The sequence below is a fragment of the Rhizobium sp. BK377 genome (genome assembly GCF_014193935.1).
Taxonomy (GTDB): domain Bacteria; phylum Pseudomonadota; class Alphaproteobacteria; order Rhizobiales; family Rhizobiaceae; genus Rhizobium.
On sequence record NZ_JACIAC010000001.1, the window covers coordinates 1,403,876 to 1,419,573 of the forward strand.

Sequence of the window (15,698 nt, forward strand, 5' to 3'; positions counted from 1 at the left end):
GGTGCAAAATCGCCGCGCACTTAAGCTGGAAGTGCTCTTGCCGCGTCAGGCAGCGTGCCTCTTTCTGAAATTGACGAGCCGTCCATCGATCGCCGCAAGCCCGGCCGCAATCAGTGCCATGCCGATCAGATGCTTGATCTGCATTTGCTCGCCGAGTGCTGCGGCGCCAAGCAGGATCGCACTGACGGGGATCAGAAAGGTCACCAGCATCAGATTCGTAGCGCCCGCCGTCGCCAGAATACGGAAGAAGAGCACATAGGCCACCGCGGTGGAGAGGATCGCGAGGCCGAGCAGCGCCAGCCAGGTTTCGCCAGAGGGTATGGCGAGCGTCCAGGGCCGATCAACGATCAGCGCGATCGGCAGCATCAGCACCGTGGAAGCGGTCACCTGCCCGGCGGCCGGAATGAGCGGAGCAAGGCCCATCCGGCGGAACCGCCGTCCCCAGATGCCGGCCAGCGAATAAGAGAAGGCCGCACCAAGGACCGCGAGTTGGGCAAGCACATTCGAGCCGAGATCCTTCAAGGCGTCGAAACCAATCATATAGGCCACACCGGCGAACCCCACGATCACGCCGAAGAGACGGTTGGCCGTCAGCTTTTCATCCGCTGTCAGCACATGGGCGACAACCACGGCAAATAGCGGCGTCGTGGCGTTGAGGATAGAGGCGAGACCGCTCGCAATATGGGTCTGACCCCAGGCGATCAGACAGAAGGGAATCATATTGTTGAGGAACCCCATGCCGAAGAAAGCGATCCAGCTCTGCCTGTCGCGCGGCATGGTGTGGCCCATGGCGCGCACAATCAGATTGAGTGCGATAGCGGCGAGCAATACACGGCCGGTCACGATGGTGAAAGGTGGCAGCGCCTTTACGAGAATGCCGTTGAAGAAGAAGGAGCCGCCCCAGAGAAGCGACAACACAAGCAGCATGACCCATTCTGCTGCTCCCATGGACTTCTGAATGGACATGACAGCTCCTTCGTCGAGTTTTGCTAAAGCGTTCCCTCCGGCTCGCCTCTATGGATTTGCCAGACATATCAACTTTTATTAGTATTCCTTGCCGTCTGACAAACGAGCATTTCTCCTGGCATGATTGAGCTGAACTAAACCATGATCGATCCACTGCCGTCGCTATCGGCTCTGCGCGCCTTCGAGGCGACCGCACGTCATCTCAGCATGACGCAGGCCGCGCACGAACTGCACGTCACACCCGGTGCCGTCAGCCTGCAGATTCGCGATCTCGAGGCTTCACTTGGCGTTTCGCTGTTCGAACGGCGGACCCGGCAAATTCTGCTGACGGCGGAGGGCAGGGATTATTTCGCCACCCTGCGGACCGCCTTCCAGCTCGTGCGCGAGGCGACGGCCTCGCTGACTGCGCGGCGGCGCGGCAATGCGCTGACGCTCACCTGTACGGCAGGCTTCGCAACGCACTGGCTATTGCCGCGGCTTCAGCGCTTCGAGGACACGCATCCTGATATCGATGTTCGTATCAGCGCCTCCCATCGCATGTTCGATTTCGAGCGCGATGGCATCGACCTCGCCATCCGCCACGGGCTCGGCGGTTATGAAGGATTGATCAGCGAGCGGCTGGTGGATGATGAGCTGGTACCGGTCTGCACGCCCGCGCTTGCGGCGGCCCTTGGCGCCGATCCTTCGCCCGATCTGCTTGCGGGATATCAGCTCATCCACGACGTCTACCGCCGCGACTGGCAGCTCTGGCTGGCTGCAGCGGGCGCCACCAAGGTGGACGCCGCCCGTGGCCCGATCTTCAGTGACGGCAACGGCGCCTTCGAGGCGATGAAATCGGGTTTCGGCGTGGCGCTGATGCGCCGTTCCTTCATCGAGAAGGAGCTTGCCGAAGGACGACTCGTCGCGCCGTTCCCACTGGGACTCACGAGCAAGCTTGCCTACCATCTGGTTTATCCGGGCACAGCACTGGAGCGCCCGGCGGTCGCAGCCTTCCGTCGCTGGCTGCTTTCAGAAGCGAAAGCCTAGCCTCTGCTTGCGGCACCTGCCTTGAACAAGCTGCCCGTCGGTGTCTTCAGGAACATGTCCAGCGGAATGTGTTCCTGATGCAGGAAGCCAGCAGCCGGCAGCAGGCCGTCGCGGACCATTTCGATGACCGCAACCACCGATGCCGAGGTCGTCCAGGCGATTGCCGTACGTCGGGCTCCGGCAATTTCGATCGGGTGATACACGCGCACGAACTCTTTACGGCGCAGGGCGCCATTGACCGTGCCTTCAGCCGCGACATGCACATAGACGACGTCGTCATCAACCGGCGGCTTGGCGTTGGTCAGAATCTCGCCGGCGAGCTGACGGCGGTCGCGCATCAGGAGCTCATGGAAGAAGAAATTCATCAGCTCCATGTGGCCGGGATAACGCATCGTCTTGTAGTCGAGGTTGTCGACCTTACCGAGCATGGTGTCGCACATGGTCCCGAGGCCGCCGGAGGTCGTGAAGGCCTCTAGCTTGACGCCGCCAACATAGATCGTCTCGTGCCATTCCATCGGCGAGACAAGCTTGCGCACGCCCCCCTCGATAACCTCGCAATCGTTCAGATATTCATTGACCACGCCCTCCGGCGACCAGTTGAAGGCATAGCCCAGAAGGCCGGTCGGATGTTGCGGCAGAGCGCCGACGCGCATGCGGATAGAGCGGCAGCGATCGAAGCCATCGGCAAGGCTTGCGCCGACGATGCCAACGAATCCTGGCGCCAGGCCGCATTGCGGCGCCATCAGTCCGCGGGCAGTCTTGGAAAGCTCGATGATGAAATTGGTGGTCGGTACATCCTCGGTCAGATCGAAGTAGTGGATGCCTGCAAGATGGGCAGCCCGCGCCAGCTCGATATTCAAATGATAGGGTAGGCAGGAAAGAACCGCCTCGACGCTCGACAGCAGCTCGCCGACCACCGAGCCGTCGGTGATATCGCCAGCCCGGCATTTGAACGGCAGGTCACCCACGGGCAGTTGCGCATCGACACCAATAACCTCGAAGCCACCCTCATGCAAAAGCGTTGCCGCCAGCCGCCCGACCTTGCCCAGGCCGATCACGGCAATCCGTTCAAAACTCATTGATGTCCTCCCGAATGCCGACGTTCGTTGCCGGCGTATTTTTCACGTGAGGGCTGTATAGAATAAAACGCTTATAAAAGAAAACAGCCGGGACTTCTCCCGGCTGCCGGAACGCGATGATTGTACACCGCTTATTCGTTGATGAGGCGCTTCAGAAGCTCGATCTCATGTGAAAGCTTCGTATCTCCCGTGATCAGTTCCTCGATCTTGCGCACGGCGTGCAAAACCGTTGTGTGATCGCGTCCGCCGAAGCGGCGGCCGATCTCCGGGAAGGAGCGTGGCGTTAGCGTCTTCGCCAGATACATGGCGATCTGGCGCGGCTTGACGATGACGCGCGTGCGGCGATTCGAGACCAGTTCCTGGCGCGAAACGTTGTAGTGACGCGCGACGATACGCTGGATGTCCTCAATACGTACACGACGCGGCTCGCCTGAACCGACGAGATGAGCCAGCAGCTCGTCCACGCGCTCGATCGACAGGTTCGGCTCGAAAGAGCGACGGAAGATTAGCTGGTTGAAGGCACCTTCCAGTTCGCGGCCGCTCGCAGTGATGTTGCGGGCGACATGCTGCAGCAGCTCGGCCGGGATTTCCAGTGACGGATCCTCCAGGCGTGCAGCCGTCAGACGACGCTTGAGGATTTCAAGACGCATCTCGTAATCCGGGGCATCGAGCTCGATCGCCACGCCGCCCTGCAAACGCGAACGAACGCGCGGATCGAGCGATTCCAGTTCCCACGGCGCACGGTCGGCTGCGACGACGACCTGCTTGGCGCTGTCGAGCAGCATGTTCAACAGGTGGCAGAACTCATGCTGGATCATCTTGCCCTGCAGGAACTGCATGTCGTCGATAATCAGAAGATCGATGTTGCGCAGCGAGTCCTTCAGCGTCAGCGCGTCGTTGTCGCGGATCGCTGTCGCGAAGCGCCACATGAAGTATTCGGCCGTCAGATAGACGACGCGCAGGCCACGCGGGTTCTGTACCGCAGCATTGGCGATCGCCTGCAGCAGATGGGTCTTGCCGAGGCCGACTGTCGCATGAAGGAAGAGCGGGTTGAAGCGCACGGCGCCCTGACCTGCTTCCGCAATGGTCTTTGCGGCGGCGAGCGCCACACGGTTGGAGCTGCCCTCAACGAAGGTGTCAAAGGTGAAGCGGGAATCCAGCGGCGAGCCGAAGAGCGGCGAACCGACACTTGCCGGGCGCGCCGCAGCGGCGGCCGAAACGGCCTGCTGAACGATCTGCCCCGCCGGCTGGGCGGATGCCGGCCGGCGAAGCTGGGTGGGCTGGGCCACCGGCTCGACGGCAACTGCCTCGTCCAGCGCCTTCACGCCAGTGCGCGTTGCCGTGCGCACAAGGATCTCGACCTTCAGGATTTCGGGATCTTCAACCTGGAAGAGGCCAACAATGAGATCGAGATAGCGATTGTTGATCCACGATTTCAGAAAGGTCGTGGGAACGGTGAGACGAACGACACTCTTGGAGACCGAATGAAGCTTGAGCCGTGCGAACCAGCTTGCGTAGACGTCGGGGCCGACTTGTGCCTTCAGACGCGCGCTGACGCGGTCGAAGAGAACGCCATGCTTCATCTCGCCCTTTTCTTCCGTTGCGCTCAGGTCAATGGAACCGAAAGACTGCGGTGCAGCTTCCCCGTTATCCAGCGCACCCGTGGTCATCGAATTCATCTGCATAATGCCGCCTTTCATTTCCTCGGGCGGTCATTCGTTGACAGCCGCCCGATCATTCCCCGCTTTGACAAAGCCGGCGGCATCCTCATGATCCGCCCGGCATGCCGGTTCACTCAAACACTGTCTCTTTCGAGACTGACACAGAGCCCCTGCGGCGGTCGCGGTCATGCGACAACCGTTAAACGCTCTATGTCAGGCTGGCGGCCGATCCTCGTTTTTCGCCCGCAAGCCCGAACGCAATGTTACACTTTCCCCTGCCCTTCTCCCGGCCTCGCGCAATACGTGCGGCCGAGGAGCGCACAAAACGTCCCCGCCCCGTGACAGCCACGTCACGGTACAATGCCGTCGAGTGCGTGAGAAAACGGAAGCTGTCCGCTCCGTCGCAAGTGACACAGTACCATTATCCTGCCGACGTGGCAGTTTGGACTGACTTCTGCAGGTGATGTCCGCGCCCTTTGCTGGACGCCATTTAGGCAGGATCAAAAGGCAAGATCAACGATGAATTTTACGCAAAATTTACAGGCGGCCATTGACTCCGGCGGCCCTTTTAGGGCGTCACACCACCGTCAAAAAAGAATCGCTTTTGAATCAAGGAGATTCCCCAAGTGGGGTATTTTGGACACGCATAAAAAGAAAAAAGAAAAAATCTGCTTGACTCATTTGGGGCCACCGGCTGGGTGACCAGAGTCGCAAGCCTTAAAAAGATCCTTGCGTAAGCCATTGTTTCAAAACAATTTTTCCTGTCATGCCTCTGACACGAAATCGTCTCCGGATTAACCATACCCGAGCCACGTGGTTGAATCGAAAAAGCCCGGTAAAATTACCGGGCTAATCATAACGAGCAATTCGTTAATGAGATATTTAGGCGTTCGCGGAAGCCGAAAGAGCCTTCACACGAGCAGCGAGGCGCGAAACCTTGCGGGATGCAGTATTGGCGTGCAGAACGCCCTTGCTCGCGGCGCGCGCCAACTCGGGCTCAGCGGCGATGAAGGCTTCTTTTGCCTTGGCGGCATCACCAGCGGCGAGTGCCTCTTCGACCTGGCGAACGTAGGTGCGAACGCGCGAACGGCGAGCCTTGTTGACTGCGGTGCGGCGTGCGATCTTGCGGGTCGCCTTTTTCGCCGAAGTTGTATTGGCCATGGATGCCTCTCTCAAGAATTCGAACAAAACTCCGCCATTGCCGCGCTGGCCCTGCGGCCACTCAATTCAGCAATACGGGAGCATTAGCGGAAAACCTGCGCGGCTTTCCGAACCGTGGGCGGGCATATAACGCTAAAGCTCACCCGCGTCAACGCGCATTTTCAAGGAAACGCGCCTTTCCCGGCAGCATCCGCTCACCTGTTCTTGAAGGCCGGTTTGCGCTTTTCGATGAAGGCGGCCATGCCCTCTTTCTGGTCCTCGGTCGCAAAGAGGCTCTGGAAGAGGCGGCGTTCGAAACGTAGGCCCTCCTCCAGCGTCGTCTCAAAGGCGCGGCTGACTGCCTCCTTCGCCATCAGGACTGAAGGATGCGACAGCGATGCGACCTTGGTTGCTGCCTCCAGCGCCTCATCCAGCAGCCTCTCGGGCGCCACCACACGTGAAACGAGTCCCGCGCGCTCGGCTTCCGCCGCATCCATCATCCGGCCGGTCAGGATGAGGTCCATCGCCTTGGCCTTGCCGACCGCCCGCGTCAGGCGCTGCGAACCACCGATGCCGGGAATGACACCGAGGGTGATCTCCGGCTGTCCGAACTTTGCGGTTTCAGAGGCAATGATAAAGTCGCAAAGCATGGCAAGCTCACAGCCGCCACCGAGCGCAAAACCGCTGACGGCGGCGATGATCGGCTTGCGGGCTTTGGCGATCTCGTCCCAGCCGCTGATGAAATCGCTCTTATAGACTTCGGCGAATTCGAGCGGCTGCATTTCCTTGATATCGGCGCCGGCGGCAAAGGCCCGCTCGGAGCCGGTCAGCACGATCGCGCCGATAGCCTCATCGGCATGAAAGGCCGCATAGGCCTGCTTCAATTCCTTGAGCACGGTCGAATTCAGCGCATTCAGCGCCTGCGGCCGGTTCAATGTGATGAGGCCGACATTGCCGCGGGTTTCGACAACAAGTGTTTCATAGGCCATGGCGCTCTCCTATTTCTGGCAGGCGACACAATAGAAGGTGGAACGGCCGGCCTGCACGATGCGCGAGACCGTACCGCCACAGCCCGGTGTGCGGCAAGCAAGACCTTCGCGATCATAGACGGAAAAGGAATGCTGGAAGTAGCCGAGCGAGCCGTCCGTCTGGATATGGTCACGCAGCGACGATCCGCCCGCAGCGATCGCATCGGCGATGACATCGCGAATAGAGCTGACCAGCAGGTTCAGCGCCTCTTTCGGCTTACCTGCCTTGGTCACCAGCGTGCCGGCTGCGCGCGTCGGCAACAGATGCGCCCGCCAGAGCGCCTCGCAGACATATATATTGCCGAGCCCGGCGATGTTCTTCTGATCGAGCAACGCGCTTTTCAGCGGCTGTGCCTTGCCGTGGAAACGCTCAGCCAGATAGTCGGCCGACAGTTCGTTGCCGGTCGGTTCCGGCCCTAGGCCGAACAGAAAGGGATTGGCATCGAGCTCGGAGCGGTCGGCGATGTCCATGAAGCCGAAGCGGCGCGGGTCATTATAGATGACGCGGCGCGGGCCGCCCTCCCCTTGCAGATGGAAGATAGCGTGATCGTGCTTCTCATCCTTGGAGCGCTCGTGGTGGAAATCGCCAGGCGTGGCCGTCACCGGCCCCTGTTCGATCCGAAAGGAGCCGGACATGCCGAGATGGGAGATGATCGTCCTTCCGCTGTCGAGATCGATCAGCAGATACTTGGCCCGCCGTCCGAGGCCGATGATCGTGCGGCCGGACACCTGGCTCTCGAAATCGTCCGGGAAAGGAAAGCGCAGGTCGCCCCGGCGCAATTCCAGTCTTTCGATATGCGCGCCTTCCATTGCCGGCGTCAGGCCGCGCTTGACTGTTTCGACTTCTGGCAATTCCGGCATCTTAACCCATCTATATCTAACGTGTTTCAACCGCCAGCGATGTGCGCTATAGCGCCAACGTGCCGCGGGCGGACCGTGGCCCACAGATAGCGCTGCCGCCACACTTTCGCTATGGTCGCCGCGCCGAATTCTTGATGTGAACGGAGTAGCTTGATGCCAGACAGCCGGACCTCCGCCGATGGCGGCATGGAAACATCCTACGGCTTCCGCGAGGTGCCGACCGGTGAGAAGCAGGGCCTCGTCAACGAGGTCTTCCACAAGGTCGCCAAGCGCTATGACATCATGAACGACGTCATGTCCATGGGCATGCACCGCGTCTGGAAAGACGCCATGATTGCCGCTCTGAACCCGCGCAAGGAGCCCGGCTACAAGGTGCTCGACGTTGCCGGCGGCACGGGTGATATCGCCTTTCGGATCGTCGAAGCATCGAACCGCCAGGCGCATGCGACCGTGCTCGACATCAACGGCTCGATGCTCGGTGTCGGCGCCGAGCGGGCGGAAAAGAAGAAGCTTTCCGACAATATCACCTTCGTGGAAGCTAATGCCGAGGACCTTCCTTTCGAGGCGAACAGTTTCGATGCCTATACGATCGCCTTCGGCATCCGCAACGTGCCGCGGATCGAGGTCGCTCTCTCGGAGGCCTATCGCGTGCTGAAGCGGGGCGGCCGTCTGCTGGTGCTCGAATTTTCGGAAGTGGAGCTACCGGTTCTCGATAAGGTCTATGATGCCTGGTCGTTCAACGCCATTCCAAAATTCGGCAAGGCGATCACCGGTGATGCCGAGCCTTACCAATATCTGGTGGAATCGATCCGCAAATTCCCGAACCAGGAGAATTTCGCGGCAATGATCCGGACAGCCGGCTTCTCGCGCGTGACATACACGAATTATACCGGCGGCATCGCAGCGCTGCATTCCGGCTGGAAGCTCTGATCCGCATGAGCGCTTTCGGGGCATATTTCAGGCTCGCAAGGGTCGGCTGGATTCTGGTGCGCGAGGGCGTTATTTCGGCGCTGCCTTCGGAGGGCCTACCGCCATCCGTCAGCCTGGCGAAATCCTTCGTCGGCATGTTCGCCCGCAGTCGCAGCAAATATCAGAAGCGCAGCGACCGATTGGCGAAAGCCGTCGAGCGGCTCGGGCCGTCCTATGTAAAGATTGGTCAATTCCTCGCGACGCGTCCTGATGTCGTCGGCGTCGAGTTCGCCGACGACCTGTCGCAGCTTCAGGACCGGATGGCCTTCTTCCCGGCGGCAGCGGCCAAGGCGAATATCGAAGGCTCGCTCGGACGATCGATGGCCGACCTCTACGCGAGCTTCGGCGATCCGATTGCAGCGGCTTCCATTGCGCAGGTGCATCCGGCGGAGGTCGATACGCCGACAGGACCCAAGAAGGTTGCCGTGAAGGTCGTGCGGCCCGGTGTCCGGGCGCGGTTTGCCCATGATATCGAGGCGATGTATCTCGTCGCCCATATGCAGGAACGCTTGATGCCGGCCAGCCGACGCCTGCGGCCGGTGGAGGTGACAAAGACGCTGGAACAGACCACAAAGGTGGAGATGGACCTGCGCCTTGAGGCGGCCGCCCTTTCAGAGATTGCCGAGAATACCGAAAAGGATCCGGGCTTCCGCGTGCCGAAGGTGGACTGGGAACGCACCGGCCGCGACGTCATTACCATGGAGTGGATCGACGGCGTTAAAATGTCCGATGTCGAAGGGCTGCGGGCTGCCGGCCACGATCTCAACCAGCTTGCGGACACGCTGATCCAGTCATTCCTGCGCCATACGCTGCGCGACGGCTTCTTCCATGCCGACATGCATCCGGGCAACCTCTTCGTCGATTCCGACGGCATGATCGTTGCCGTCGACATGGGCATTGTCGGGCGTCTCGGGAAGAAGGAGCGCCGCTTCCTTGCCGAGATCCTCTACGGCTTCATTACCCGCGACTATGTCCGGGTGGCGGAAGTGCATTTCGAGGCAGGTTATGTACCTGGCCACCACAATGTCGAGAGCTTTGCCCAGGCGATCCGCGCGATCGGCGAGCCGATCCATGGCCAGCCGGCCGAAACCATCTCCATGGGCAAACTCCTGACGCTGCTTTTCGAGGTGACTGAGCTTTTCGACATGCAGACGCGGCCCGAGCTCGTGATGCTGCAGAAGACGATGGTCGTCGTCGAAGGCGTCTCGCGTATGCTCAATCCGCGTTTCAATATGTGGAAGGCCTCCGAGCCCGTTGTCGGCGACTGGATCAAGAACAATCTCGGTCCGAAGCGCATCGTCACCGATCTCAAAGACGGGCTGAAGGCCGCCGTGAAGCTTGCCGAAGCCGCGCCCGAAATTGCCGCTCAGACCGAAAAATTCCACCATCAGCTTCTGCATATGAGCGAGCACGGGTTGCGCTTCGACGAACAGACCGCCGAGGCCATAGGCAAGGCGGAAGCACGCCATAACCGCTCTGCGAAAGTGGCACTCTGGATCATTGCGCTCACGCTTCTCTATATTGCCTGGATACTGAGTTGATGGGACGCCAACAAAAGCATGATGTGTTCGGCATTTGGGATATCCCGTCAGGCATGAGGCTCGCTTAGTCTCGCCTCTATGGAGATGAGCACATGAAGCACGAACGGCCGGGAATAGAACTGAGCGGCCAGCCATTCAGCTTTGCCGAGATGGTGCGGATCGGGTCCGGCAAGGTTGCGCTTTCAGCCTCTGATATCGGCATGCAGCGCGTGAAGATCGCGCGCACGATTGTCGAGGATGCCATCGAATCCGGTATGCCGGTCTACGGGGCGACGACAGGCGTCGGCGCCATGAAGGATGTCGAATGGTCACCGGAAGATCTTGACGCTTTCAACCTCGGTCTCGTGCGCGCCCACCACTTCGGAACCGGCACACCTTTTTCCTGCAATGTCGTGCGCAATGCGATGGCGATGCGCGTCAACACGGCGCTGACGGGCCAGGTCGGCTGCACCCCTGACCTCATCGACGCGTATATGCGGATGCTGAAGGCGGACATCATTCCAGTCGTGCGCCGCACTGGCTCGATTGGCTGCGCCGATATCGGACTGATGGGCCAGATCGGCGCGGTGCTGACGGGCGTCGGCGAGGCGATCTATCGCGGCAACCGTATGCAGGCGGCCGAAGCCTTCCAGGCCGCCGGCATGGAGCCAGTGAAGATGGCGCCACGCGACAGCCTCGCCTCGCTCAGTGTCAATGCCGTCAGTTTTGCCGCTGCCGCCGAGACGACGCGCAATGCCGCGGCCTCCATCCGCATTCTGCTTGCCACAGGCATGATGGCGTCTGGCGCGCTTGGCGCTTCGCGCGATCCCTGGCGGGCCGTGCGTCATGTCGGCACGGCACGGGAAGCGCTGATCGGCGCCTGGCTGTGCAATGCCTCGGACGAATGGGAATGGCCGGTCGCAACGCATGTGCAGGATGCGCTCAGCCTGCGCATGATCGCCCAGGTATTCGGTGCCGTTATCGAAAACCTGCTTTCGACGGGCCACAAGATCCTCGCCGCGACGGGTCGTTCCGACGACAATCCCGTCGTCGTCGAGGGACGGGTGATGACATCGGGAGGCTCCCTGCCGCTCGACGTGACCATTCTGCTGGAATCGGCGGCACTCTGCATGGCACATGCGGCGCGAAACGCCTTCAACCGTTGTGTCCTGCTCGGCAACGGACAGCGGCGCGGCCTGCCGGTCAATCTTGTGCCTCCCGGCCGCATCGCGACCGGCTTCGGACCGATCATCAAGCTTGCAGGCGAAATCTTCTCGCGCGTACTCTCCATGTCGAACCCGGTTTCGGCGCAATCGCTCGTCGTTGCGGCCGGTCTCGAGGACGAGGCAGCCTTTCTGCCGCTGGTCATCGAACGTTTCGACCGGCAGATGCGGGCGCTGAAGCGTCTCGCCGCATTGGAAGCCCTGCTTTCGGCACAGGCGATCGATATTATCGGCGACACACCGAAGGGCGTTGCCGGCATGCTCTATGAGATCGTGCGTAAACATGCGGACTTCTATACGGTCGATCGGCCGCTTTCGGCCGAGGTCGAGGCGATCGAAGAGGAACTCGGCTCGGACGCGTTCCTCTCCAAGCTGATCGAGCAGGTGCCGATCGCCTCCTTTGACGATTTCTTCGCGCTCGGGTCGCTCGAGCGCATCGAGGAGCGACTGACGCAGGAAACCGTCACCATCTGAATTTCGAACCCACCGAGGGAGACGCGGCATGGATTTCGATCTCGTTCTGCAGGGCACATTGGTGCTGCCGGAGCGTATTGTCGAGGGCGGCTATGTCGCCGTTTACGACGGAAAGATCGCTGAAGTCGGTATCGGCGTGCCGCCGACGGCCAAAGAACGGCACCTGCTCGGCAAGGCACTGATCCTGCCGGGCGCTATCGATGCGCAGGTCCACTCGCTTTCCCAGAAGGACCAGGAGGATTTCATCTGGTCGACGCGCTCGGCCGCTGCCGGCGGCGTCACCACCATCGTCGACATGCCTTATGACGAAGGCAATCTCGTCTGCTCAGCTGAAGCGGTGAAGAAGAAGCTCGATCATGCTGGTCCGCAGGCGCGCGTCGATTTTGCCCTCTACGGCACGGTCGATCCCGCGGAAGGCGCTGCCCGCATCGCCGAGATGGTGGCAGCAGGCGTTGCCGCCTTCAAGTTTTCTACCTTCGGCACCGATCCCAAACGTTTTCCGCGCATTCCTCCCGCCCTTCTCGAAGCCTGCTTTGCGGCCATCGCCCCAACTGGGCTGACGGCCGGTGTGCACAACGAGGATGACGAGGCGGTCCGCACCTATATGGAGCAGGTGAAGGCAAGCGGCATTACCGACTGGCGCGCCCATGGCCTGTCGCGCCCGCCGATCACCGAGCTGCTTGCCATGCACACGATCTTCGAGACCGGCGCCAATACCGGCTGCCCGTCCCATGTCGTGCATTGCTCGCTCGGACGCGGTTACGACATCGCGCGGGCCTATCGCCGCGACGCGTTCGAAGCGACGGTGGAATGTTGCATTCATTACCTGACGCTCGATGAAGAAAACGACGTGAAGCGGCTTGGCGGCAAGGCGAAGATCAATCCGCCGGTGCGACCGCGCGTCGAAGTCGAGACGCTCTGGCGCAAGGTCGCCGAGGGCAATGTCTGGCTGGTTTCCACCGATCACGTGAGCTGGTCGGAAAATCGCAAGACCAATCCCGACATGCTTGCGAATGCGTCTGGCGTCCCTGGACTCGAGGTTATGGTACCGCTCTTCGTCAAGGGCGCCTTGGAGCGAGGCATTCCCCTGAGCTGGGCGGCAAAGCTGATGGCCGAAAATCCGGCTAAACATTTTCGTCTCGACCATATCAAGGGCGCGCTCACACCTGGCAAGGATGCCGATATCGTCGTGCTGGAGCCGAAGGAAGCCGTCTACGACGCCTCGTCCAGCGGCAACAATGTCGTCGGCTGGAGCCCTTATAACGGTATCCGCCTGCCGTGGACGGTTTCGGCAGCCTGGCTGCGCGGTGAAAAGATCACCGAAGGATCGAAGGTTCTGGCGAAACCCGGCTCCGGTCGTTTCGTGCGCCCGCTTCCACGACAGGTGCTGGCATGAGCCGCAACCTGCCCGTCAATCCCGGCCGGATTTCCGCCGATATCGAAGCTCTTTCCGCCATCACCGAGCCGGGGCATCCGTGGACGCGACGGGCATTTTCACCGCTTTTCCTCGAAGGCCGCGCCTATCTTGAGGGGCGCATGCGGGCGATCGGCCTCGATACCCGCATCGACGCATCAGGCAATCTCATCGGCCGGCGCGAAGGCGCAAAGCCTGGCTCCGGCATTATCATGCTCGGCTCCCATTCCGACACTGTGCCCGATGGTGGGCGCTTCGACGGCATTGCCGGCATTGCTGCGGCGCTCGAAGTTGCGCGGGCGCTGCGTGAACAGGAGATCCATCTCGACCATGATCTGGAGATTGTCGATTTTCTGGCCGAGGAAGTCAGCATCTTCGGCGTTTCCTGCATCGGCAGCCGCGGGATGACCGGGCAATTGCCACAGGCATGGCTGTCTCGCAGCGTCGATGGCCGGGAGCTTGGAGAGGCGATAGCCGAGGTCGGGGGATCGCCAGGCGTCCTGACCCATGAGAACAAGCCGGATATTGCCGGTTTCCTCGAACTGCATATCGAGCAGGGTCCTGTTCTCGAAAACGAGCGCAAGGATATCGGTATCGTCACCGCGATCTCGGGCATCACCCGCATTGAAATCACCGTCGAGGGTCGCGCCGATCACGCCGGCACGACGCCGATGGATTCGCGTGCCGATGCGCTGGTTGCCGCTGCGCAGATCGTGCTCGACATCCGCAATGCCGCAAGCGAGCTTGCCAAGACGCCCGGCCATTTTGCAGCGACCGTCGGCGAGTTTCGCATCGAGCCGAATGCCGCCAATGTCGTGCCGTCGCGTGTTGTATTGCTGATCGACGGGCGCGCCGAAATCCGCGCGGACATGGAGGCCTTCTGCCGCTGGCTGGACGGCCATACGGAAAAACTCGCTTTGGCCTTTGGTGTGACGATCGCACCGCCCAACCGCATCTCCGACAATTTCCCCACACCGAGCGATGGGGGCCTGCTCTCGATTTTGGAACGGGCCTGCGAGACCGTCGGTGCCAAACACCGCTTCATGGCCTCGGGTGCGGGCCACGACACCGCCTGGATCGCCCGCGTTGCGCCAGCTGCGATGATCTTCGTACCTTGCAGGGAAGGCCGCAGCCATTCGCCGGATGAATGGGCTGAAAATGACGATATAGCGCTCGGCGCCGCCGTGCTTTTCGAGGCGGTGCGCGAGATGGACAGGACACTTACGACGGAGAAGGATAATGGGACGCATACTGGTTGAGAAGGACGTGGAGGCCGCCGTCAAGGGCGGTTCCGTCTATGCGGCCGGCGGCGGCGGCTGGGCCGATCACGGCCGCATGCTCGGTTATGCTGCCGTCAATGTCGGCAAGCCGGAACTCGTCTCCATCGAGGAACTCGGCGACGACGAGTGGATCGCCACAGCGGCGGCGATCGGCGCACCGGCGTCCACCACGCCCTGGGAAATGCAAGGCATAGACTATGTGAAGGCCGTGCAGCTTCTCCAGGAGGCGCTCGGCGAAAAGCTGTCAGGCCTCATCATCGGCCAGAACGGCAAGTCCTCGACGCTGAACGGCTGGCTGCCTTCGGCGATCCTCGGCACCAAGGTCATTGATGCGGTCGGCGACATCCGCGCCCATCCGACAGGCGATATGGGATCGATCGGCATGGCGGGTTCGCCGGAACAGATGATCCAGACGGCAGTCGGCGGCAATCGTTCGGAAAACCGTTACATCGAACTCGTCGTCAAAGGCGCGACGGCGAAGATTTCGCCGGTGCTGCGGGCGGCGGCGGACCAGTCCGGCGGCTTCATCGCCAGCTGCCGCAATCCGCTGCGCGCCTCATATGTTCGCAGGAATGCCGCACTCGGCGGCATCTCCATGGCGCTGAAGCTCGGCGAGGCGATCATCGAAGCGGAAAAGCGCGGCGGTTCGGCGATAATCGATGCGATCTGCAAGACGACAGGCGGCCATATCCTCGCCGAGGGTACGATCACCAGGAAGGATGTCGTCTACACCAAGGAAGCCTTCGACATCGGCACGATCACGGTCGGCGCCGGCGACAAGGCCGTGACGCTGCATGTGATGAACGAATATATGGCTGTCGACGATGCCGACGGCAGGCGCGTCGCAACCTTCCCGGCCGTCATAACCACGCTCTCCGAGGAGGGCGAACCGCTCTCCGTGGGGCAGCTCAAGGGCGGCATGCATGTCTTTATCCTGCACGTGCCGAAGGACATCATTCCGCTGTCGGCCAGCGTGCTCGATCCGACCGTCTATCCGCCTGTCGAAAAGGCGATGGGTATCGAGATAGCACGCTATGCACTGGAGACGAGGGCTTGA

13 protein-coding genes are annotated in these 15,698 nt (G+C 61.1%); 7 read left to right on the top strand and 6 right to left on the bottom strand.

Going from position 1 to position 15,698, the window contains the following annotated elements:
• Positions 1–45: 45 nt before the first annotated feature.
• The gene (locus FHT92_RS06950; RefSeq protein ID WP_183823402.1) at positions 46–966 is read right to left on the bottom strand and encodes a DMT family transporter; all 921 of its coding nucleotides are present in this window, start codon (positions 964–966) and stop codon (positions 46–48) included.
• A 141-nt stretch (positions 967–1,107) separates the two neighbouring features.
• Here FHT92_RS06950 and gcvA point away from each other — a divergent pair, with 141 nt between their 5' ends.
• On the top strand, positions 1,108–1,992 hold the full coding sequence (gcvA, locus tag FHT92_RS06955) for a transcriptional regulator GcvA (protein WP_183746096.1): 885 nt from the start codon (positions 1,108–1,110) through the stop codon (positions 1,990–1,992).
• On the opposite strand, the gene FHT92_RS06960 is transcribed toward gcvA, so the two are convergent.
• The 5 genes from FHT92_RS06960 to mutM all read right to left on the bottom strand — a co-directional run bounded on the left by FHT92_RS06960 (position 1,989) and on the right by mutM (position 7,761).
• Complete coding sequence (locus tag FHT92_RS06960) at positions 1,989–3,071, bottom strand: saccharopine dehydrogenase C-terminal domain-containing protein (protein ID WP_183823404.1); 1,083 nt, start codon at positions 3,069–3,071, stop codon at positions 1,989–1,991. The genes gcvA and FHT92_RS06960 overlap by 4 nt on opposite strands.
• A 131-nt stretch (positions 3,072–3,202) precedes the next feature.
• Entirely contained in the window at positions 3,203–4,756 is a 1,554-nt protein-coding gene (gene dnaA, locus FHT92_RS06965) for a chromosomal replication initiator protein DnaA (RefSeq protein WP_183746091.1), read from the bottom strand.
• A gap of 858 nt (positions 4,757–5,614) precedes the next feature.
• Positions 5,615–5,893 (bottom strand): 30S ribosomal protein S20, encoded by a 279-nt coding sequence (gene rpsT / locus FHT92_RS06970; RefSeq protein WP_007814867.1) that lies wholly within the window; start codon positions 5,891–5,893, stop codon positions 5,615–5,617.
• Positions 5,894–6,087: 194 nt separating this feature from the next.
• A complete protein-coding gene (locus FHT92_RS06975) occupies positions 6,088–6,861 on the bottom strand; it encodes an enoyl-CoA hydratase (protein ID WP_183823406.1) in 774 nt (257 codons plus the stop codon).
• A 9-nt stretch (positions 6,862–6,870) separates the two neighbouring features.
• Positions 6,871–7,761, bottom strand: a complete 891-nt coding sequence (mutM, locus tag FHT92_RS06980; protein WP_183823408.1) for a bifunctional DNA-formamidopyrimidine glycosylase/DNA-(apurinic or apyrimidinic site) lyase — start codon at positions 7,759–7,761, stop codon at positions 6,871–6,873.
• A gap of 153 nt (positions 7,762–7,914) precedes the next feature.
• Here mutM and ubiE point away from each other — a divergent pair, with 153 nt between their 5' ends.
• The 6 genes from ubiE to FHT92_RS07010 all read left to right on the top strand — a co-directional run bounded on the left by ubiE (position 7,915) and on the right by FHT92_RS07010 (position 15,698).
• Complete coding sequence (gene ubiE / locus FHT92_RS06985) at positions 7,915–8,691, top strand: bifunctional demethylmenaquinone methyltransferase/2-methoxy-6-polyprenyl-1,4-benzoquinol methylase UbiE (RefSeq protein ID WP_183746082.1); 777 nt, start codon at positions 7,915–7,917, stop codon at positions 8,689–8,691.
• Positions 8,692–8,696: 5 nt separating this feature from the next.
• The gene (gene ubiB / locus FHT92_RS06990; RefSeq protein WP_183746079.1) at positions 8,697–10,271 is read left to right on the top strand and encodes a 2-polyprenylphenol 6-hydroxylase; all 1,575 of its coding nucleotides are present in this window, start codon (positions 8,697–8,699) and stop codon (positions 10,269–10,271) included.
• 92 nt (positions 10,272–10,363) lie between these two features.
• On the top strand, positions 10,364–11,947 hold the full coding sequence (locus FHT92_RS06995) for an aromatic amino acid lyase (RefSeq protein WP_183823410.1): 1,584 nt from the start codon (positions 10,364–10,366) through the stop codon (positions 11,945–11,947).
• A gap of 28 nt (positions 11,948–11,975) precedes the next feature.
• Positions 11,976–13,343, top strand: coding sequence for a dihydroorotase family protein (locus tag FHT92_RS07000; RefSeq protein WP_183823412.1), 1,368 nt, complete (start codon positions 11,976–11,978; stop codon positions 13,341–13,343).
• Positions 13,340–14,620 (top strand): Zn-dependent hydrolase, encoded by a 1,281-nt coding sequence (locus FHT92_RS07005; protein WP_183823414.1) that lies wholly within the window; start codon positions 13,340–13,342, stop codon positions 14,618–14,620. The genes FHT92_RS07000 and FHT92_RS07005 overlap by 4 nt, the downstream gene beginning before the upstream one ends.
• Positions 14,601–15,698: a DUF917 domain-containing protein gene (locus tag FHT92_RS07010; protein ID WP_183823416.1), complete on the top strand. Its 1,098-nt coding sequence runs from the start codon at positions 14,601–14,603 to the stop codon at positions 15,696–15,698. Before FHT92_RS07005 ends, FHT92_RS07010 begins: the two co-directional genes overlap by 20 nt.

Bases quoted from the DNA above. Each gene is read 5' to 3' on its own strand.
- rpsT (WP_007814867.1), bottom strand. From the start codon at position 5,893: ATGGCCAATACAACTTCGGCGAAAAAGGCGACCCGCAAGATCGCACGC.
- FHT92_RS06960 (WP_183823404.1), bottom strand. From the start codon at position 3,071: ATGAGTTTTGAACGGATTGCCGTGATCGGCCTGGGCAAGGTCGGGCGG.
- gcvA (WP_183746096.1), top strand. From the start codon at position 1,108: ATGATCGATCCACTGCCGTCGCTATCGGCTCTGCGCGCCTTCGAGGCG.
- ubiB (WP_183746079.1), top strand. From the start codon at position 8,697: ATGAGCGCTTTCGGGGCATATTTCAGGCTCGCAAGGGTCGGCTGGATT.
- mutM (WP_183823408.1), bottom strand. From the start codon at position 7,761: ATGCCGGAATTGCCAGAAGTCGAAACAGTCAAGCGCGGCCTGACGCCG.
- FHT92_RS06950 (WP_183823402.1), bottom strand. From the start codon at position 966: ATGTCCATTCAGAAGTCCATGGGAGCAGCAGAATGGGTCATGCTGCTT.
- ubiE (WP_183746082.1), top strand. From the start codon at position 7,915: ATGCCAGACAGCCGGACCTCCGCCGATGGCGGCATGGAAACATCCTAC.
- FHT92_RS06975 (WP_183823406.1), bottom strand. From the start codon at position 6,861: ATGGCCTATGAAACACTTGTTGTCGAAACCCGCGGCAATGTCGGCCTC.
- FHT92_RS07005 (WP_183823414.1), top strand. From the start codon at position 13,340: ATGAGCCGCAACCTGCCCGTCAATCCCGGCCGGATTTCCGCCGATATC.
- dnaA (WP_183746091.1), bottom strand. From the start codon at position 4,756: ATGCAGATGAATTCGATGACCACGGGTGCGCTGGATAACGGGGAAGCT.
- FHT92_RS06995 (WP_183823410.1), top strand. From the start codon at position 10,364: ATGAAGCACGAACGGCCGGGAATAGAACTGAGCGGCCAGCCATTCAGC.
- FHT92_RS07010 (WP_183823416.1), top strand. From the start codon at position 14,601: ATGGGACGCATACTGGTTGAGAAGGACGTGGAGGCCGCCGTCAAGGGC.
- FHT92_RS07000 (WP_183823412.1), top strand. From the start codon at position 11,976: ATGGATTTCGATCTCGTTCTGCAGGGCACATTGGTGCTGCCGGAGCGT.